16 protein-coding genes are annotated in these 19,152 nt (G+C 67.0%); 10 read left to right on the top strand and 6 right to left on the bottom strand.

The features are described from left to right. Positions 1–90 precede the first annotated feature (90 nt). Together AB7E83_RS15270 and AB7E83_RS15265 are read right to left on the bottom strand one after the other, a co-directional pair. On the bottom strand, positions 91–531 hold the full coding sequence (locus AB7E83_RS15270) for an HIT family protein (protein ID WP_428570893.1): 441 nt from the start codon (positions 529–531) through the stop codon (positions 91–93). After that, entirely contained in the window at positions 528–4,406 is a 3,879-nt protein-coding gene (locus AB7E83_RS15265; RefSeq protein WP_428570892.1) for a DUF3683 domain-containing protein, read from the bottom strand. The genes AB7E83_RS15270 and AB7E83_RS15265 overlap by 4 nt, the downstream gene beginning before the upstream one ends. Positions 4,407–4,592: 186 nt before the next feature. Between AB7E83_RS15265 and ugpB the strand changes: the two genes are divergently transcribed. From ugpB to ugpQ, 5 genes are all read left to right on the top strand, one after another. Next, entirely contained in the window at positions 4,593–5,897 is a 1,305-nt protein-coding gene (gene ugpB, locus AB7E83_RS15260) for a sn-glycerol-3-phosphate ABC transporter substrate-binding protein UgpB (protein WP_428570890.1), read from the top strand. A gap of 62 nt (positions 5,898–5,959) precedes the next feature. Continuing rightward, positions 5,960–6,844, top strand: coding sequence for a sn-glycerol-3-phosphate ABC transporter permease UgpA (ugpA, locus tag AB7E83_RS15255; RefSeq protein WP_428570888.1), 885 nt, complete (start codon positions 5,960–5,962; stop codon positions 6,842–6,844). Next, complete coding sequence (gene ugpE, locus AB7E83_RS15250; RefSeq protein ID WP_428570886.1) at positions 6,841–7,695, top strand: sn-glycerol-3-phosphate ABC transporter permease UgpE; 855 nt, start codon at positions 6,841–6,843, stop codon at positions 7,693–7,695. The genes ugpA and ugpE overlap by 4 nt, the downstream gene beginning before the upstream one ends. Positions 7,696–7,697: 2 nt before the next feature. Then, the gene (locus AB7E83_RS15245) at positions 7,698–8,702 is read left to right on the top strand and encodes a sn-glycerol-3-phosphate import ATP-binding protein UgpC (RefSeq protein ID WP_428570884.1); all 1,005 of its coding nucleotides are present in this window, start codon (positions 7,698–7,700) and stop codon (positions 8,700–8,702) included. Between the two features lie 8 nt (positions 8,703–8,710). Next, a complete protein-coding gene (ugpQ, locus tag AB7E83_RS15240; RefSeq protein WP_428570882.1) occupies positions 8,711–9,439 on the top strand; it encodes a glycerophosphodiester phosphodiesterase in 729 nt (242 codons plus the stop codon). Here ugpQ and AB7E83_RS15235 read toward each other — a convergent pair. The 3 genes from AB7E83_RS15235 to AB7E83_RS15225 are packed head-to-tail and all read right to left on the bottom strand — an operon-like array spanning position 9,436 to position 11,831. Then, on the bottom strand, positions 9,436–10,026 hold the full coding sequence (locus AB7E83_RS15235) for a DUF3501 family protein (RefSeq protein WP_428570880.1): 591 nt from the start codon (positions 10,024–10,026) through the stop codon (positions 9,436–9,438). The genes ugpQ and AB7E83_RS15235 overlap by 4 nt on opposite strands. Before the next feature lie 21 nt (positions 10,027–10,047). Further along, on the bottom strand, positions 10,048–11,397 hold the full coding sequence (locus AB7E83_RS15230; RefSeq protein ID WP_428570879.1) for a heterodisulfide reductase-related iron-sulfur binding cluster: 1,350 nt from the start codon (positions 11,395–11,397) through the stop codon (positions 10,048–10,050). Positions 11,398–11,408: 11 nt separating this feature from the next. Continuing rightward, positions 11,409–11,831: a rubrerythrin family protein gene (locus AB7E83_RS15225; protein WP_428570877.1), complete on the bottom strand. Its 423-nt coding sequence runs from the start codon at positions 11,829–11,831 to the stop codon at positions 11,409–11,411. A gap of 218 nt (positions 11,832–12,049) precedes the next feature. On the opposite strand from AB7E83_RS15225, the gene AB7E83_RS15220 reads away from it, so the two are divergent. Genes AB7E83_RS15220 through AB7E83_RS15205 form a run of 4 tightly spaced genes read left to right on the top strand, consistent with a single transcriptional unit; the run spans position 12,050 to position 17,402 of the window. Then, positions 12,050–12,655, top strand: coding sequence for a VOC family protein (locus AB7E83_RS15220; protein ID WP_428570875.1), 606 nt, complete (start codon positions 12,050–12,052; stop codon positions 12,653–12,655). 5 nt (positions 12,656–12,660) lie between these two features. After that, on the top strand, positions 12,661–14,376 hold the full coding sequence (locus AB7E83_RS15215; RefSeq protein ID WP_428570873.1) for an FAD-dependent monooxygenase: 1,716 nt from the start codon (positions 12,661–12,663) through the stop codon (positions 14,374–14,376). Beyond that, positions 14,373–14,573 (top strand): DUF2783 domain-containing protein, encoded by a 201-nt coding sequence (locus AB7E83_RS15210; RefSeq protein ID WP_428570872.1) that lies wholly within the window; start codon positions 14,373–14,375, stop codon positions 14,571–14,573. Before AB7E83_RS15215 ends, AB7E83_RS15210 begins: the two co-directional genes overlap by 4 nt. 9 nt (positions 14,574–14,582) lie before the next feature. Further along, complete coding sequence (locus tag AB7E83_RS15205; protein ID WP_428570870.1) at positions 14,583–17,402, top strand: valine--tRNA ligase; 2,820 nt, start codon at positions 14,583–14,585, stop codon at positions 17,400–17,402. Between the two features lie 22 nt (positions 17,403–17,424). Here the strand turns inward: AB7E83_RS15205 and AB7E83_RS15200 are convergent, their stop codons facing one another. Next, positions 17,425–18,396, bottom strand: coding sequence for an NAD(P)-dependent oxidoreductase (locus AB7E83_RS15200; protein ID WP_428570868.1), 972 nt, complete (start codon positions 18,394–18,396; stop codon positions 17,425–17,427). 104 nt (positions 18,397–18,500) lie between these two features. Here AB7E83_RS15200 and AB7E83_RS15195 point away from each other — a divergent pair. Continuing rightward, positions 18,501–19,152 (top strand): UTP--glucose-1-phosphate uridylyltransferase (locus tag AB7E83_RS15195; RefSeq protein WP_428570866.1); only part of this gene is annotated, 652 nt, incomplete at its 3' end.

Here is a 19,152-nt window from a genome sequence, read left to right as displayed (position 1 = left end):
AGTTATACACGGTGAGGGCTCGGATGCACGAGAACGATTTCACCGCAGAGCGTGCGCTCGCGTGCGGTTTTCGACGATTGCGTGCGATTTTCAGGGGGCGTGCGACAAGGCCGCAACGAGGGCGTGCTCGAGGTCCGCACGCGCCGCTTCGACCTCGGCCAGGCGCCATGCCGGCGCTTCGCGCAGGGCCACTCCCCAAACCGGCGTGGGAAAGTGGCTGTCCCACTCGAATCGCGCGACGACGTGCCAGTGCAGGTGCGCGACCATGTTGCCCAGCGCGGCGAGGTTGACCTTGGTGGGCCGCAGATGCCGGCGCAGCACGGCCTCGACCGTCGCCACCGCTTCCATGCAGTCGCGGCGCTCGTCGGCGGAGAGTTCGGAGAATTCGGCGACGTGTGCGTTCCAGACCACACGGTAGAACGCGGGAAAGCCGGCCTCGTCCGCGCGGATCAGCCGCCACCGCGGCGTCCGCACGAGCAGCGTGCCGCCGGCCGATTCGCACAGCGGGCAGCCGGCCGCGCCCTGGCTCACACCAGCACCCGCTCGATGCCGCCGTCGTTTGCCGCCTTCACGTATTCGGGCATCCAGTTCTCGCCGAGGATCTTGCGCGCCATCTCGACCACGATGTAGTCGGCTTCCAGCAGTCCGTTCTGCAGGTCGTGGCCATAGCGGCTCAGGCCCTGCAGGCAGCTCGGGCAGCTGGTGAGGACCTTGATGTCGTCCTTCGCGCCGACCGCGCCCGCGCCGCGCAGCGCGGCCTCGTCCTTGCGCAGCTCCTCTTCCTTGCGGAAGCGGACCTGCGTGGAGATGTCGGGGCGCGTCACGCCCAGCGTGCCCGACTCGCCGCAGCAGCGCTCGGTCTTGCGCACCTGGTCGCCCAGCAGCGCCTTCACCGTCTTCATCGGCTCCTGCAGCTTCATGGGCGAATGGCAGGGATCGTGGAACAGGTAGGCGCCCGCGTCCCCCAGCGTGATGCCCTTTTCGAGCAGGTATTCGTGGATGTCGACGATGCGGCAGCCGGGGAAGATCTGGTCGAACTCGTAGCCCTGGAGCTGGTCGTAGCAGGTGCCGCAGCTCACCACGACGGTCTTGATGTCGAGGTAGTTGAGCGTGTTGGCCACGCGGTGGAACAGCACGCGGTTGTCGGTCGTGATCTTCTCGGCCTTGTCGAACTGGCCGCTGCCGCGCTGCGGATAGCCGCAGCACAGATAGCCGGGCGGCAGCACCGTCTGCACGCCCGCATGCCACAGCATGGCCTGCGTGGCCAGGCCGACCTGCGAGAACAGGCGCTCGGAGCCGCAGCCCGGGAAGTAGAAGACGGCCTCGGTCTCCGGCGTCGTCGCCTGCGGGTTGCGGATGATCGGAACGTAGTCCTTGTCCTCGATGTCGAGCAGCGCGCGCGCGGTCTTCTTGGGCAGGCCGCCGGGCAGCTTCTTGTTGATGAAGTGGATGACCTGCTCCTTCACCGGCGCGCGCTCGTGCGTCGACGGCGGCAGCGTCACCTGCTTCTTCGCGAAGCCGCGCAGCAGGTCGTTGCCCAGGCGCTGGAGCTTGAAGCCCACGTCGACCATCGCCGTGCGCGCGAGCTTGATCGTCTCCGGGTTCGTCGCGTTCAGCATGAACATCGCGGCCGCGTTGCCGGGGCGGAAGCTCTTCTGCCCCATCTTGCGCAGCAGGTTGCGCATGTTCATCGACACGTCGCCGAAGTCGATCTTCACCGGGCAGGGGTTCGCGCACTTGTGGCAGACCGTGCAATGGTCGGCCACGTCCTCGAACTCCTCCCAGTGCTTGATGGACACGCCGCGGCGCGTCTGCTCCTCGTACAGGAAGGCCTCGACCAGCAGCGAGGTCGCGAGGATCTTGTTGCGCGGGCTGTACAGCAGGTTGGCGCGCGGCACGTGCGTCGCGCACACCGGCTTGCACTTGCCGCAGCGCAGGCAGTCCTTCACGCTGTCGGCGATGGCGCCGATGTCGCTTTGCTGCATGATCAGCGACTCGTGGCCCATGAGGCCGAACGAGGGCGTGTACGCGTTGGTGAGATCGGCGTAGACCGACATCGCCTCGGCATCCGCCACCGAATGCCGCAGCAGCTTGCCCTTGTTGAAGCGGCCCTCGGGGTCGACCCGCTGCTTGTAGTCGGCGAAGGGCTGGAGTTCCTCGTCGGTCAGGAACTCGAGCTTGGTGATGCCGATGCCGTGCTCGCCCGAGATCACGCCGTTCAGCGCGCGCGCGAGCACCATGATGCGCTTCACGGCCTCGTGCGCCGTCTGCAGCATCTCGTAGTCGTCGCTGTTGACGGGGATGTTGGTGTGGACGTTGCCGTCGCCCGCGTGCATGTGCAGCGCGACCCACACGCGGCCCTTGAGCACGCGCTTGTGGATCGCCTCCACCTCCTTCAGCACCGGCACGAAGGCGTTGCCGGCGAAGATCTGCTGCAGAGGCGCGCGGATCTGCGTCTTCCAGCTCGCGCGCAACTCGTGCGACTGCAGTCGCGGGAACAGCGGATCGACGTCGTCGAGCCAGCCCTGCCAGAGCGCCTGCACCTCGCGCACGAGCGAAAGCGCCTGCTGCACGCGGTCCTCGAGCAGCTCCGCCGACGGGATCTCGTTCGCGTCGTCGAGCTTGCCCAGCGGCAGGTTGCCGCGGTCGAAGAAGGCCGCGAGCTCGTGCGCCAGCTTCAGCTTGTTGCGCAGCGACAGCTCGATGTTGATGCGCTCGATGCCGTCGGTGTACTCCGCCATGCGCTCCAGCGGGATCACCACGTCCTCGTTGATCTTGAACGCGTTGGTGTGCTTGCTGATCGCGGCGGTGCGCTTGCGGTCGAGCCAGAATTTCTTGCGCGCCTCGGGGCTGACGGCGATGAAGCCCTCGCCGCTGCGCGTGTTGGCCATGCGGACCACTTCGGAGGTCGCGCGGGCGACCGCATCCGCATCGTCGCCGGAGATGTCGCCGACCAGCACCATCTTCGGCAGACCGCCGCGCTTGGACTTGGTGCTGTAGCCGACAGCGCGCAGGTAGCGGTCGTCCAGGTGCTCCAGGCCCGCGAGCACGGTGCCGCTGCGAAGCTGCTCCGCGAACATGAAGTCCTTGATCTCGACGATGCTCGGCACGGCGTCCTTGGCCTGTCCGAAGAATTCGAGGCAGACCGTGCGCGTGTGCGCCGGCATGCGGTGGACGACCCAGCGCGCGCTGGTGATGAGGCCGTCGCAGCCTTCCTTCTGCACGCCGGGCAGGCCCGAGAGGAATTTGTCGGTGACGTCCTTGCCGAGGCCGACCTTGCGGAAGCTCGCGCCGGGGACCTCGATGCGTTCGCTGCGCACCGGCGTCTTGCCGTCGGCTTCGAAATACTTCAGCTCGAAGGTCGCCACCGGCGCGTCGTGGATCTTGCCGAGGTTGTGGTCGAGGCGCGTGACCTCCAGCCACTGCGCCTGCGGCGTCACCATGCGCCACGACACGAGGTTGTCGAGCGCCGTGCCCCACAGTACGGCCTTCTTGCCGCCGGCGTTCATGGCGACGTTGCCGCCGATGCACGATGCCTCGGCCGAGGTCGGGTCGACCGCGAAGACGAAGCCCGCGCGCTCGGCCGCGTCGGACACGCGCTGCGTGACCACGCCCGCTTCGGTCCACACCGTCGCCACCGGCTCGGCGCGGCCGGGGATCGCGATGTGCTCCACCTCGGTCATCGCCTCGAGCTTCTCGGTGTTGATGACCGCGCTCTTCCACGTGAGCGGCACCGCTCCGCCGGTGTAGCCCGTGCCGCCGCCGCGCGGAATGATCGTGAGGCCGAGTTCGATGCAGCCCTTCACCAGCCCGGCCATCTCGGCCTCGGTGTCCGGCGTGAGGACCACGAAGGGGTATTCGACGCGCCAGTCGGTCGCGTCGGTGACATGCGAGACGCGCGACAGCCCGTCGAACTTGATGTTGTCGCGGGCCGTGTAGCGGCGCAGCGCGCGGGTGGTGCGCGAGCGCAGCGCGCCGACCACGGTGAAACTTTCGTCGAACGACTTCACCGCGGCGCGCGCGGCCGCCAGCAGTTCGCCCACGAGCGAGTCGCGCTGCCCGTCCGTCTGCGGCGTGCGGCGCTTCTCGACCTCGCCCAGGCGGTGCTGCAGCGCCTCGACCAGCTGGCCGCGCCGGCGCGGGTTGTCGAGCAGGTCGTCCTGCAGGTACGGGTTGCGCTGCACGACCCAGATGTCGCCCAGCACCTCGTAGAGCATGCGGGCGGAGCGCCCCGTGCGGCGCTCCTCCCGCAGGCGGTGCAGCAGCTCCCACGCGCGTTCGCCGAGCAGGCGGATCACGATCTCGCGGTCGGAGAACGAGGTGTAGTTGTAGGGAATCTCGCGCAGGCGGGGCGCATCGCCGTCGGCCGCGGCCAGAAGTTGTTCGATCGGTGTGGGAGCGTTCATCGAGAGTTGGCGTGTCAGCCAAACGAATGCACCAGCGGCTGAGAGAGGATGTTACCGCAGCGCAGCATCCCGCTGGCGTCCTATGGGAAACCCGCCTTGCCCCAGCGGGGGCGGCCCGTTCTAATCGTTGTCACAAATCTGCCCTACAGTCCTGCGCTTCCCGGGCATTTCATCCAAGGAGAATTCATGAAACTCAAGCTTTGCAGCCTCGCGCTGGCCGCCGTCTTCGCGACCGCCGCCCAGGCGCAGACCGAGATCACGTGGTGGCATTCCATGACCGCCGTCAACAGCGAGTGGGTCAACGACCTCGCGAAGAACTTCAACGCCAGCCAGAAGGATTACAAGGTCACGCCGGTCTACAAGGGCGCGTACGACGAATCGATGACGGCGGCCATTGCCGCGTTCCGCGCCGGCAACGCGCCGCACATCCTGCAGGTGTTCGAGGTCGGCACCGCCACCATGATGGCCAGCAAGACCGCGATCGTGCCCGTGGGCAAGGTCATGGAGGACGCCGGCAAGAAGTTCGACCCGTCCGCCTACATCCCCGCCGTCGCCGGCTATTACACGGCGCCCAACGGGCAGATGCTGAGCTATCCGTTCAACAGCTCCACCACGGTCTTCTACATCAACAAGGACGCGTTCAAGAACGCCGGCCTCGACACGACGAAGATGCCGGCGACCTGGCCCGAGGTCGCGCTTGCGGCCGCCAAGCTGAAGGCGAGCGGCCACAAGTGCCCGTTCACGACATCGTGGCAGGGCTGGACCCAGCTCGAGAGCTTCTCGGCCTGGCACAACACCGAGCTCGCCACGCAGGACAACGGACTGAAGGGTCCCGGCGCGCGCCTGGTCGCCAACTCGCCCCTGCACGTGCGCCACATCGAGAACCTCGCCAACATGGCCAAGCAGGGCCTGTTCATCTACAAGGGCCGCAATGCGGCGGCGGACGGCTCCTTCGTCTCCGGCGAGTGCGCGATGATCACGGCGTCCTCGGGCTCCTACGGCAACTTCTCGAAGAACGCGAAGTTCCAGCTGGGCGTGTCGACCATGCCCTATTACCCGGACGTGCCCGGCGCGCCGCAGAACACCGTCATCGGCGGCGCGAGCCTGTGGGTGATGTCGGGCAAGAAGCCCGAGGAATACAAGGGCATCGCGACCTTCTTCGAGTACCTTTCCAGCCCCGAAGTGCAGTCGGCCAGCCACAAGCGCACCGGCTACCTGCCGATCACCATGGCCGCGTACAAGCTGACCGAGTCGTCGGGCTTCTACAAGCAGAACCCCGGCACCGACACGGCCGTGAACCAGATGATCCGCAAGGTGACCAACAAGTCGCGCGGCATCCGCCTGGGCAACTACGTGCAGATCCGTACCATCGAGGACGAGGAACTCGAGCAGGTGTGGGCCGGCAAGAAGTCGGCGAAGGAAGCGCTGGATTCGATCGTCAAGCGCGGCAACGAGCTGCTCGAGCGCTTCGACAAGGCCAACAAGGGCTGACCCCGACCACCGACGAAACGGCCAAGGCCCCGCAAGGGGCCTTGCCTCATTGAAATCCCCGAATGGAAAAGAAAGTCGTCTTCCGCGCCACCTGGCTGCCGTGGCTGCTGCTGCTGCCCCAGGTCGCCATCATCTCGGTGTTCTTCTTCTGGCCCGCCGGCCAGGCCTTGCTGCAATCGGTACAGCAGCAGGACGCGTTTGGAAGCACCGTGACCTTCGTGGGCCTCGAGAACTTCCGCAATCTCTGGAAGGACGAGACCTACCTCGCCTCGTTCAAGACCACGGCGATCTTCTCGGCGCTCGTCGCGTTCTTCGGCATCGTGCTGTCGCTCCTTCTCGCCGTGTTCGCGGACCGCGTGCTGCGCACCGCCACGTTCTATCGCACGCTGCTCGTGTGGCCTTATGCGGTCGCGCCGGCCGTGGCCGCCGTGGTGTGGCTGTTCATGTTCTCGCCGAGCATCGGCGTGCTGGCCTACTACATGCGCAACCTCGGTTTCGGCTGGGACCCGCTGCTCAACGGCCACCATGCGATGGCGCTCATCGTGATGACGGCCGTGTGGAGCCACATCTCGTACAACTTCCTGTTCTTCGTCGCCGGCCTGCAGAGCATCCCGAAATCGCTGATCGAGGCGGCCGCCATCGACGGCGCCGGGCCCTGGCGGCGGTTCTGGACGGTGCAGCTGCCGCTGCTGTCGCCCACCACGTTCTTCCTCCTCGTGATCAACATCGTCTACGCCTTCTTCGCGACCTTCGGCATCGTCGACGCGGCCACCAAGGGCGGCCCCGGCAAGGAGACCGCCATCCTCGTCTACAAGGTCTATTTCGACGGCTTCAAGGCGCTCGACTTGGGCGGCTCCGCCGCGCAGTCGGTCGTACTGATGGTCATCGTCATCCTGCTGACCGTGGTTCAGTTCCGCTTCGTCGAGAAGAAGGTGAATTACCAATGATCGAACGCAACCGCTTCCTCGCGGTCCTCTCGCACGCGGTCCTGATCGTCGGCGTGATCATCATCGCGTTTCCGGTGTACGTCGCCTTCGTCGCCTCCACGCACACGCAGCAGGACATCGTGCAGGCGCCGATGCCCCTGCTGCCGGGCGCTCATTTCGTCGAGAACTACGTCGGCGCCCTCAGCGGCCAGCGCGGCGGCAGCGGCTCCACCGCGCCGGTCGCGCGACAGCTGTTCGTGAGCTTCGTGATGGCCATCGGCATCGCGGTCGGCAAGATCGCCGTGTCGCTGCTGTCGGCCTTCGCGATCGTGTACTTCCGCTTTCCGTTCCGGATGGCGTTCTTCTGGGCGATCTTCATCACGCTGATGCTGCCGGTGGAGGTACGGATCGTGCCCACCTACAAGGTCATCTCCGACCTCGGCATGCTCAACACCTTCGCGGGGCTCACCATCCCGCTCATCGCGTCGGCCACGGCAACCTTCCTGTTCCGGCAGTTCTTCCTGACGGTGCCGGACGAACTCGCCGAGGCGGCGCGCATGGACGGGGCAAGTCCGATGCGCTTCTTCTTCGACGTGCTGCTACCCCTGTCGGCCACGAGCATGGCGGCGCTCTTCGTCATCCAGTTCATCTACGGCTGGAACCAGTACCTCTGGCCCCTGCTCGTCACCACCGACGAGAACATGTACCCGGTCGTCATGGGCATCAAGCAGATGATCCCGCACAGCGGCGACTCGATGGTGGAGTGGAACGTGATCATGGCGACGGCCATCCTCGCGATGCTGCCGCCGGCCATCGTCGTCGTGCTGATGCAGAAGTGGTTCGTCAAGGGTCTCGTGGATACGGAAAAATAGAAATGGCAGCCATCTCTCTGAAGAACGTCGTCAAGAAGTACGGCAAGGGCAAGCAGGAAGTCCAGGTGATCCACGGCGTGAACGCCGAGATCGACAAGGGCGAGTTCATCGTGATCGTGGGCCCCTCGGGCTGCGGCAAATCGACGCTGCTGCGCATGATCGCGGGGCTGGAGGAAGTGACCGGCGGCGAGATCTGGATCGGCAACCGGGTCGTCAACGAGCTCGAGCCGGCCGAGCGCGACATCGCCATGGTGTTCCAGAACTACGCGTTGTATCCGCACATGAGCGTGTACGACAACATGGCGTACGGCCTCAAGATCAAGAAGATGCCGGCCGCCGAGATCCGGCAGCGCGTCGACAAGGCCGCGGGCATCCTCGAGCTCGCGCACCTGCTCGAGCGCAAGCCGCGCCAGCTGTCGGGCGGGCAGCGCCAGCGCGTCGCCATGGGCCGTGCGATCGTGCGGCAGCCGCAGGTGTTCCTGTTCGACGAGCCGCTGTCGAACCTCGACGCCAAGCTGCGCGCGCAGACGCGCATCGAAATCCAGAAGCTGCACCGCGAGCTGGGCATCACCTCGCTCTTCGTCACGCACGACCAGGTCGAGGCGATGACGCTCGCGCAGCGCATGATCGTGATGAACGCCGGCGCGATGGAGCAGTTCGGCACGCCCGAGGAGGTGTACCACCGGCCCGCGACCACCTTCGTCGCGAGTTTCATCGGCTCGCCGCCGATGAACCTGCTGAAGAACGCGCCGGGCGGACGCAGCGGCGTGATCACCGGCATCCGGCCCGAGCATCTCGCCGTCGGCAACGAAGGCTGGGACGTGCGCGTGGAGACGGTCGAGCTGCTCGGCGCCGAACGGCTCGTCTACGGCAAGCTCGGCGAAGAGGCGGTGATCGTCCGCACCGACGAAGCGCAACCCGCGCCGAAGCCCGACGACTGGATTCGCGTGCGGCCGCTCGAAGGGCGCCTGCACGAATTCGACGCCACCACGAACAAGCGGATCTGAGTCGCCCCATGCAAGCCTGGCCTTATCCGCGCTGGATCGCGCACCGGGGCGCCGGACACCTCGCCCCCGAAAACACGCTCGCCGCGTTCCGCCTCGGCGCGCACCATGGCTATCGCATGTTCGAATGCGACGCGAAGCTGTCCGCCGACGGCGTGCCGTTCCTGATGCACGACGCGACCCTGGAACGCACCACCAACGGCACGGGCGTGGGTGGCGAGCGCCCCTGGTCAGAGCTCTCGCGGCTCGATGCCGGCAGCTGGCACTCGCGCGCGTACGCGGGCGAGCCGCTGCCGACGCTCGAGAGCCTGGCGCGTTACTGCATCGCCAACGGCCTGTTCTTCAACATCGAGATCAAGCCGACGCCGGGCGTCGAGGCGCGCACCGGCACGGTCGTCGCCGAACACGCGGCGCGCTGGTGGAAGGGGCGCGTTCCGCCGCTCTTCACGTCGTTCAAGGTCGAGTCGCTGCAGGCCGCCGCCGCCGCGCAACCCGAAATTCCCCGGGGCTTGCTGGTCGACAACTTCACCGATGGCTGGCTGCAGCGCGCGCAGTCCCTGAAGTGCGCGGCGCTCGTTTGCAACCATGCGCTGTGGGACAGCGCGACCGTGGCCGCCGTGCACGCCGTCGGCATGCGCTGCCTCAGCTACACGGTGAACGACGAGTGGGCGGCCGAGCGGCTGATCGCGCTCGGCACCGACGGCATCATCACGGACGCCGTCGACAGGTTCGCGCCTTAGCGCAGATCGCTCGCCAGCGACGCAAGCGTCTCCGGCGCGATCTGCACGTGCGCCGGATAGTTCGTGTGGTCGCAGCCGAGCTTCACGCCCGCGCCGGCCTTCACGGCGGCGCGCATCGCGGCGTCGAGCTCGAAGCGCAGGAAATGCACGGCCGAGGTCTTCTCGTCGTTCTCGCGCTCCAGGTCCTCGTCGGCCAGCGCGTAGACGCGCGCATGGCCCTCGACTTCGACGAACATGCGGTCTTCCACGCCGATGAGGCGCGCGAGTTCGCGGCGGCGCTCGTTCTCGTCCGGATACTCGATCATCATCGTGGCCTTCCAGTTCGTGCCGTCGGGCACGAGCGGCGCGTAGGCGTCGACTTCCGACTGGATGCCCTCTTCCTCGAAGATCTTCTCGATGCGCAGCATCTCCTGGATCTGGTAGCGCATCGACAGTTCGCTCTCGAACTGCACCCCGATGTGCTCGCCGAGATGCACCGAGCGCAGCTTGCGGTGCGCGATGATCTCGCCCTTGTGCGCCTTGCGCCACTTGCTGTAGGCCTCCAGCGACATCAGGCTGTCGGCGGTGATCGTTCCCTTGAGTTCCATGGCGAATCGTCGATGTCGAATTCAGTCCAGCCCGTACGCCTTGCGCACGAGCGACAGCGGATGTTCGACCTGGGGCTCGCCCAGGCCGTTGCGCTCGAAGCCCTGCTCGATGTGGTGGCCGGCCAGCGCGCAGTCGGAGCTGATGTAGTCGGGTGCGCCACCCGCGGGGTGCTCCGCCATCCGCTTGAACAGCGGCTTGCCGATCTTCATCGCGGCCTCGTGCGTCCCCTTCTTCACGCCGTAGGTGCCGGCATGGCCGGAACAGCGCTCGTTGGTATGCACCGTCGTGCCCGGCACCATCTTGAGCACTTCCTCGGTCTTGCGGCCGATGTTCTGCACGCGCTGGTGGCAGGGCACGTGGTAGCTCACCTTGCCGAGCGGCGTCTTGAAGTCGGTCTTGAGCAGGCCGTCGCGGCGGCGCGCGGCGAGGTACTCGAACGGGTCCCACATCGCCTTCTTGACGGCCTGCACCTCGGCGTCGTCCGGGTACATCAGCGGGATTTCCTGCTTGAACATCAGCGTGCAGCTCGGCACCGCCGCAAGGATCGCATAACCTTCGCGGGCGTATTTCGCCAGGACGGGGATGTTCTTCTGCTTGCCCGCATCGACGGACTCGAGGTCGCCGAGTTCGAGCTTGGGCATGCCGCAGCAGCTCTCCTTCTCGACGAGCACGTACGGAATGTCGTTGTGCGCCAGCACCTTCAGCAAGTCCATGCCGATGCCGGGCTCGTTGTAGTTCACGTAGCAGGTGGAATACACCGCCACCTTGCCCGGCGTACGCTCGCCGTCCTTCACCGGGACGTTGGCGGATTCGGGCGCGGCGCCACGGAACCTTCGCGTGGCAAGCGCCGGCAGCCAGGCGTTGCGATCCACGTGCAGCGTCGCCTCCATCGCGGCGCGCGCCGGCTTCGTATGGTTCACCGCGTTCGCGACCTGCGTGACGATGGGGATTCCAGCGAGCTGCCCATGCACGTCGGTCGACGACAGGAACTTCGCGCCGAAGTCCACGCCGCCCTGCTTGAACTTGATCGCCTTGGCCCGCAGCATGGTGTGCGGGAAATCCAGGTTCCATTCGTGCGGGGGCACGTAGGGACACTTGGTCATGTAGCAGAGGTCGCACAGATAGCAGTGGTCGACCACCTTCCAGTAGTCCTTCTTGTCCACGCCGTCGACCTCGCCCGTCTTGCTCTCGTCGACCAGGTCGAAGAGCGTCGGGAAGGACGCGCACAGGCTGACGCAGCGGCGGCAGCCATGGCAGATGTCGAAGACCCGCTCGAGCTCCTTGAAGCAGGCGGCTTCGTCGTAGAACGCCTGCGATTTCCAGTCGAGGGGATTGCGCGTAGGCGCCTCCAGGTTGCCTTCCCGCGCCATCTCTCTCGCCCTCAGTCCGTCAGTTCGTTCAGGGCCTTCGTGTAGCGGTTCGCGTGCGAACGCTCGGCCTTCGCCAGCGTCTCGAACCAGTCCGCGATCTCGTCGTGGCCTTCCTCGCGCGCCGTCTTCGCCATGCCGGGGTACATGTCGGTGTACTCGTGCGTCTCGCCGGCCACGGCGGCCTTGAGGTTGTCGCGCGTCGCGCCGATCGGCAGGCCCGTCGCCGGGTCGCCGCACTGCTCCAGCCACTCGAGGTGGCCGTGCGCATGGCCCGTCTCACCTTCGGCCGTGGAGCGGAACAGCGCCGCCACGTCGTTCTGGCCTTCCACGTCCGCCTTGTTCGCGAAGTAGAGGTAGCGGCGGTTCGCCTGCGACTCGCCCGCGAAGGCGGCCTTCAGGTTTTCTTCCGTCTTGGAGCCTTTGAGTTGTCCCATGGGTGATCTCCTTCGTCGATGATGATGAGAGAAAGAACATGCCCCGCGCTTGCGGCGACAGCGCAAGCGTAGTGAGATCGGGCGGAGCCGTCCAATAGCCGGCCCCAATGGACCTCATCGCCGACGGCTATGGATACGGCAGGGTTGATTGACGTCGTCAACCCGCCGACCGTTACGATACAGTGAACGCATTACGCATCGTTGAACGAGACACCGACATGCCGCACACCCCAGCACTGCCCCCGCCCGCCCCCATCCAGCAGCTGCACCACTACGCCTACCGCGCGAAGGATGCCGAGGAAACGCGGCATTTCTACGAAGACATCCTCGGCCTGCCGCTCTATCACATCATCCAGAGCGACGTGGTGCCGAGCACGGGCGAATACTGCCCCTACACGCACTTCTTCTTCCGACTGCAGGACGGCTCGTTCATCGCGTTCTTCGACCTGGGCGACGACGTCGCGTGCGAGCCCTCGCCCAACACCCCGAAGTGGGTCAACCACATCTCCTTTCGCGTGAACACGATCGCGGAGCTGGAGGCGATGAAGATGCGGCTGGAAGCCAACGGCGTCGAGGTGCTGGGCGTGACCGACCACCACATCTTCCACAGCATCTACTTCTTCGACCCCAACGGCGTGCGGCTGGAGCTCACCGCGCAGCTCGCCGACGAGTTCCAGATGCTGCAGGAGAGCAAGACCGCGCACGACCGGCTGAACGAGTGGACGAAGCGCAAGGCGCAGTGGCGCAAGGACCGCGCGGCGGGCAAATCGGTCGCGCCGCTCAAGCCGCAGCAGAACGACCGGCCGGAATTCGTGAAGGCGTGAGCGTCATGGGCGGATTCGCCGCGTCGGCATTCGTCAACGGCTACGAGTTCACGCAGGGCACGGGTTACCGCCTGCCCGAGTACCCGTTTCGCGAGCCGCCCGAGCTGACTTCGGGCGAGCGGAAGCGGCACCCCATCGTCATCGTCGGCGGCGGGATGAGCGGCCTCACGCTCGCGTGCGCCCTCGCGAAGTTCGGCGTCGCCGCCGTGGTGCTCGACGAGGACAACACCGTCGGCGTCAAGGGCGCGGCCTCGCGCGGCATCTGCTACACGCAGAAGTCGCTCGAGATTTTCCGGCGGCTGGGCATCTTCGAGCGCATCGCGGCCAAGGGGATCCAGTGGAGCGTCGGCCGCACCTTCGCCGGCCACGACGAGGTGTATTCGTTCGACCTGCGCCAGCAAGGCGCGTTCAATCTCTCCGAGCAGCCGCCTTTCATCAACATCCAGCAGTTCTACGTGGAGGGCTACCTCGTCGAGCGCATCGCGGAACTCGGACACGCCGACATCCGGTGGCGCAACCGCGTCGTCGGCTTCGTGCAGGACGAGGAAAAGGCGACGCTGACCGTCGACACGCCCGCGGGCCAGTACATGCTCGAAGCGGAGCACGTGATCGACGCGACCGGCTCGCACAGCCCGTTTCGAAAGTGGGTCGACATCGGCGTGACGAGCCGCCGCGGCGACGACCGCTGGTGCATCGCCGACGTGCGCTTCAAGACCCTTCCGCCGGCCGAGCGCCACACCTGGATCGAGGCGCCCTTCAACGAGAACCGCGCCGTGTGGCAGCACCTGATGGGCGACAACGTCTGGCGCATCGACTGGCAGATGGCGCCCGACAGCGACCCCGCGGCCGTGAGCCGCGAAGAGGTGGTGCGCGAGCGGCTCGCGCGGCAGTTCGGCCCGGACACGGAGGTGGAGATCGTCTGGGTCGGGCCTTATGCGTACAAGAGCGAATGCGTCCACGGCCTGCGGCATGGACGGCTTTTCCTCATGGGCGACGCCGTGAAGCTGATGAGCCCATTCGGCGCACGGGGCGGCAATTCGGGCATCGCCGATGCGGACAACCTGGCGTGGAAGCTGGCGGCCGTCGTGCGGGGTCGCGCCGCGCCGTCGCTGCTCGACACCTACGACGAGGAGCGCCTGGAGGCCGCCCAGCAGAACGTGCATGTGACGAATCGCACTTCGCGCTTCCTGCGGCCGACCTCGAACGGCGAGAAGCTCTTCCGGGCGGCCGCGATTTCCCTGGCGCGCCGGCACCCGTTCGCGCGGCAGCTCGTCAACACGGGCCGCATGGCGGTGGCGAACACGTACACGCGCTCGTCGATCTGCGACGAGACCGGGGGCACGAACGTGCAGAACGTCGCATTCGAATGGGCCGATGGTGCGCGCGGCACGCTCGCGGACCTGCTCGCCTGGGCGGACGGCCGGATGCTCCTGCTCGTCTTCGGCGAACTCTCGCGCGGCGATGCCCGGCGGCTGAGTGCGCTTTCCGAAGCCGCGCCGCTGGTGGCGGTGCAGGCGGTCGCGCCGCGCCAGCGCGCGTCGGCGAAGGAGCATGTCGCCGACCCGCACGGCCATCTTCGCGAGGCGTGCCGCGTCTTCGGCCACCGTTGGGCGCTCGTGCGGCCCGATTCCTACCTCGCCGCGACCGGCGAGGACATCGACGGCGCCCTGATCCATGCCCTGGGCCGGGCGCTGGGCGCCGACCTGGAGGCCACCGCATGAAGACCGAGCCGAACCTGCAGGACGCCGACGGCTTCTACGAGCAGTTGCTCGACGCGCACGAGGGGCTGGATGCGGCGCAGTCGGCCCTGCTGAATGCGCGCCTCGTCATGCTGCTGGCCAACCAGATCGGCGACGCGGCCGTGCTGAAGGCGTGCGTGGAAGCCGCGCGCGAGCCCGGGGAACGGTCCGGTCTGTAAAATCGGCAGGTGAGCCAAGACCCCCAACCCGGCCTGAACAGCCTCTCGAAATCGTTCGAACCCGCCGCCATCGAAGCCCGCTGGGGTCCCCAGTGGGAGGAGCGCGGCTATGCCCGGGCCGGCCATCGCGGCACGGGCGCGCCGGACGACACGCAACCGTCCTTCTCCATCCAGCTGCCGCCGCCCAACGTCACGGGCACGCTGCACATGGGCCATGCGTTCAACCAGACGATCATGGACAGCCTGGCGCGCTATCACCGCATGCGCGGCCACAACACGCTCTGGGTGCCGGGCACGGACCACGCAGGCATCGCCACGCAGATCGTCGTGGAGCGGCAGTTGCAGGAGCAGGGACAGTCGCGCCACGACCTCGGCCGGCCCGAGTTCGTGAAGAAGGTGTGGGAGTGGAAGCAGAAGTCCGGCAACACCATCACCACGCAGATGCGCCGCATGGGCGACAGCGTGGACTGGTCGCACGAGTACTTCACGATGGACGAAAAGCTCTCGGGCGTCGTCACCGAAACCTTCGTGCGGCTCTACGAGCAGGGCCTCATCTACCGCGGCAAGCGGCTGGTGAACTGGGACCCGGAACTCAAGACGGCGGTGAGCGACCTGGAGGTGGAGAGCGAGGAGGAGGAAGGTTTCCTCTGGCACATCCGCTACCCGCTCGCTTCGGGTGCGGGCCATCTCACGGTGGCGACTACGCGGCCCGAGACGATGCTGGGCGACGTCGCGGTGATGGTGCATCCGGAGGACGAGCGCTACCGGCACCTGGTCGGGCAGAACGTGAAGCTGCCTCTGTGCGACCGCGAGATCCCCATCATCGCCGACGACTACGTCGACCGCGAATTCGGCACGGGCGTCGTGAAGGTGACGCCCGCGCATGACGCGAACGACTACGCGGTGGGCCAGCGCCATGGCCTGCCCATGATCGGCGTGCTGAACCTCGACGCGACGGTCAACGACAACGCGCCCGCGAAGTACCGCGGCCTCGACCGGTTCGTCGCGCGCAAAGCGGTGGTCGAAGATCTCACCGCGCAGGGCCTGCTGGAAGAGACGAAGAAGCACAAGCTGATGGTGCCGCGCTGCGCGCGCACGAGCCAGATCATCGAGCCGATGCTCACCGACCAGTGGTTCGTCGCGATGACGAAGGTGAGCGAGCAGGACCCGACGGGCAAGTCGATCGCGCAGAAGGCGATCGACGCGGTGCAGTCGGGCGACGTGACCTTCGTGCCCGAGAACTGGGTGAACACCTATAACCAGTGGATGAACAACATCCAGGACTGGTGTATCTCGCGCCAGCTCTGGTGGGGCCACCAGATTCCCGCGTGGTACGACGAGAACGGCGATGTGATCGTCGCGCGCAGCGAAGCCGAGGCGCGGGCGAAGGCGCCGGGCCGCACGCTCACGCGCGACCCCGACGTGCTCGACACCTGGTACTCGTCGGCGCTCGTGCCGTTCTCCACGCTCGGCTGGCCGGCGAAGACGAAGGACCTCGACCTCTACCTGCCCTCGTCCGTGCTCGTCACGGGCTACGACATCATCTTCTTCTGGGTCGCCCGGATGATCATGATGACGACGCACTTCACGGGGCAGGTGCCGTTTCGCCACGTGTACATCCACGGCCTCGTGCGCGATTCGCACGGCAAGAAGATGAGCAAGTCCGAGGGCAACGTGCTCGACCCCGTCGACCTCATCGACGGCATCGAGCTCGCGCCCCTGCTCGTCAAGCGCACGACGGGACTGCGCAAGCCCGAGACCGCGCCCATCGTGCGCAAGAACACCGAGAAGGAATTCCCCGAGGGCATTCCCGCCTTCGGCGCCGATGCGCTGCGCTTCACGTTCGCATCGCTCGCGACGCTCGGCCGCAACATCAATTTCGACGCGAAGCGCTGCGAGGGCTACCGCAACTTCTGCAACAAGCTCTGGAACGCCACGCGGTTCGTGCTGATGAATTGCGAAGGCAAGGACCTCGCGGAGGCCGACGCCACGCTCACGCAGGCCGACAAGTGGATCGTCTCGCGCCTGCAGAAGGCCGAGGCCGACGTCGAGAAGGGCTTCGCCGAATACCGGCTCGACAACGTCGCGAACACGATCTACCAGTTCGTGTGGGACGAGTACTGCGACTGGTACCTCGAGATCGCGAAGGTGCAGATCCAGACGGGGAACGAGGCGCAGCAGCGCGGCACGCGCCGCACGCTGATCCGCGTGCTGGAGGCGATCCTGCGCCTCGCGCACCCGGTCATCCCCTTCATCACCGAAGAGCTGTGGCAAAAGGTCGCGCCCGTGGCGGGCAAGACCGGCGAGACGATCAGCGTCGCGCCGTATCCGCAGGCGCAGGCCGCGAACGTCGACGAGGCGGCGGAGGCCGCCGTCGCGAAGCTCAAGGCGCTCGTCGACGCGTGCCGCAACCTTCGCGGCGAAATGAACGTGTCGCCCGCGACGAAGTTGCCCGCCTATGTCACGGGCGACGGCGTCTTCGTGCGCGAGAACGCGGCGGTGCTGCAGGCGCTCGCGAAGCTCGGCGAAGTGAAGGTGTTCGACGATGAGGCGGCCTGGGCCGCGGCCGCGCAGGCCGCCCCTGTGGCGATGGTCGGCGACGTGCGCCTGAGCCTGTTCATGGAGATCGACGTGGCCGCCGAAAAGGCGCGTCTGTCGAAGGAGGCCGCGCGGCTGCAGGGCGAGGTGGCGAAGGCGAACGCGAAGCTCGCGAACCAGGCTTTCGTGGCCAAGGCGCCGCCGGCCGTGATCGAGCAGGAACGCAAGCGCATCGCCGATTTCGGCGCGACGCTCGCGAAGATCGAATCGCAGCTGGCGCGGCTGGGTTGAGGGACGCGGCGCGCCGCCGCCTCTAACGCGTCAACGACATCGGATCCGTCGGAGCCACCGTGTCGCCCGACCGTGCCGCCCCACCCCCCAGCGTCTCGTGGACGCGGTGCGCCACGTACCAGCTCGCCCGCAGCCGCGCCTCGCGCGTGTGCGAACCGATGCGCGGGGTGAGGAACAGGTTGTCGAGTTCGTGCAGCCGCGTCCCGCGCGAGGCGAAGCCCGTTTCGGCGCCGTCGAGCATGGCCGACTCGATGCGCCCGTCGGACAGTGCGGCCGCGAACGCATCGCCATCGAACAGCTGCGAGCGGCTGATGCCGACCCACACCTGCCCCGGCTTGCAGCGGGAGAGCACCTTCTCGTTGATGAAGCCCTGGAAGCGCGTCGCGTACATCATCTGCACCGAGATCGCGTCGCTCTGCGACATCAGCTCCGCGAGCGTCACCGGCTGGATCTGCAGGCGCTGCCACAGCGGCGCGGTGTGATGCACCGCGGGGTCGTAGCCGATGAGCCTCGCGCCCAGCGAGTGCAGCATGAGCGCCAGCGTGTGGGCCGTCGGCGCGAGGCCGAAGAGGCCGACCACGCTGCCGTTGAGCTCGCGTCCGATGCGGATTTCCGCGTGACGGTCGCCGTTCAGCGACGAGCCGATGCCGCGCCGGTACAGGAGCAGCAACCCCGCGAGCAGGTACTCGGCGTTCGAGCGCACGTTGGCGGTGGTCGCCTGGATCACGCGCACATTGCGTGCGCGGCAGGCCTCGAGGTCGGTGTTGTCCGTGCCCACGTGCATGCGGGCCACGGCTTTCAGCACGGGCGCGAAGTCGATGAACTCGCGCGTGACCACGACCTTGCGAGGCAGCACCAGCGCCTGCGTGTTGTAGACGGCCTTGCGCAGGGCGCTCGGGTCCGCCGCAAGCTCGGGCCGCACCTCGACCGAGTGCTGCGACTCGAGCCAGGCCACGGCTTCGGGAACGAGCCGCTCGACAAGAAGGATGTCCAAGGAATTCGCCTCCGCCTACGGAACCGCGAAGGAATTTCGTGACACAGTCGACTCCCGGCATGAAAATGTTTCGCGAACTTTAACCCTATCCGGACCCGACGTCGATGAGTCATCCCCTACCCGTTCGCAAGGCGGTCTTCCCGGTCGCCGGCCTCGGCACCCGCTTCCTCCCGGCGACCAAGGCGCAGCCCAAGGAAATGCTTCCGGTGGTCGACAAGCCCCTCATCCAGTACGCCGTCGAAGAGGCCTACGAGGCCGGCATCCGCCACATGATCTTCGTGACCGGCCGAAGCAAGCGCGCGATCGAGGACCACTTCGACACCGCCTACGAACTCGAGAACGAACTCGAAGCCGCGGGCAAGACGGCCCTCCTGAAGCTCGTGCGGACGCTCGCGCCGGAGGACATGGTCTGCTCGTACGTGCGCCAGCCGCGCGCGCTGGGCCTTGGCCACGCCGTGCTGTGCGCGCAGCCGCTCGTGGGCAGCGAGCCCTTCGCCGTGCTGCTGGCCGACGATCTGATGAGCGGACCCGAGGGCGGCAAGGGCGTGACGGCGCAGCTCGTCGATGTCTTCGACCGTGTCCGCACGAGCGTCCTCGCCGTGCAGGAAGTGCCGCGCGAACACGTGCGCCGCTACGGCATCGTGGCGGGCGAGCGGGTGGGCGAACGCCTGCTGCGCGCGCAGGCCCTGGTGGAGAAGCCCGATCCCGAGGCCGCGCCCTCGCGCATGGGCGTGGCGGGCCGCTACGTGCTCACCG

This window comes from Ramlibacter sp., from assembly GCF_050250995.1.
Lineage (GTDB): Bacteria > Pseudomonadota > Gammaproteobacteria > Burkholderiales > Burkholderiaceae_C > Ramlibacter.
This window is presented reverse-complemented; position numbering and strand designations above follow the sequence as displayed.

Bases quoted from the DNA above. Each gene is read 5' to 3' on its own strand.
- AB7E83_RS15215 (WP_428570873.1), top strand. From the start codon at position 12,661: ATGGGCGGATTCGCCGCGTCGGCATTCGTCAACGGCTACGAGTTCACG.
- ugpB (WP_428570890.1), top strand. From the start codon at position 4,593: ATGAAACTCAAGCTTTGCAGCCTCGCGCTGGCCGCCGTCTTCGCGACC.
- AB7E83_RS15220 (WP_428570875.1), top strand. From the start codon at position 12,050: ATGCCGCACACCCCAGCACTGCCCCCGCCCGCCCCCATCCAGCAGCTG.
- AB7E83_RS15245 (WP_428570884.1), top strand. From the start codon at position 7,698: ATGGCAGCCATCTCTCTGAAGAACGTCGTCAAGAAGTACGGCAAGGGC.
- ugpA (WP_428570888.1), top strand. From the start codon at position 5,960: ATGGAAAAGAAAGTCGTCTTCCGCGCCACCTGGCTGCCGTGGCTGCTG.
- AB7E83_RS15230 (WP_428570879.1), bottom strand. From the start codon at position 11,397: ATGGCGCGGGAAGGCAACCTGGAGGCGCCTACGCGCAATCCCCTCGAC.
- AB7E83_RS15265 (WP_428570892.1), bottom strand. From the start codon at position 4,406: ATGAACGCTCCCACACCGATCGAACAACTTCTGGCCGCGGCCGACGGC.
- AB7E83_RS15225 (WP_428570877.1), bottom strand. From the start codon at position 11,831: ATGGGACAACTCAAAGGCTCCAAGACGGAAGAAAACCTGAAGGCCGCC.
- ugpQ (WP_428570882.1), top strand. From the start codon at position 8,711: ATGCAAGCCTGGCCTTATCCGCGCTGGATCGCGCACCGGGGCGCCGGA.
- ugpE (WP_428570886.1), top strand. From the start codon at position 6,841: ATGATCGAACGCAACCGCTTCCTCGCGGTCCTCTCGCACGCGGTCCTG.
- AB7E83_RS15235 (WP_428570880.1), bottom strand. From the start codon at position 10,026: ATGGAACTCAAGGGAACGATCACCGCCGACAGCCTGATGTCGCTGGAG.
- AB7E83_RS15210 (WP_428570872.1), top strand. From the start codon at position 14,373: ATGAAGACCGAGCCGAACCTGCAGGACGCCGACGGCTTCTACGAGCAG.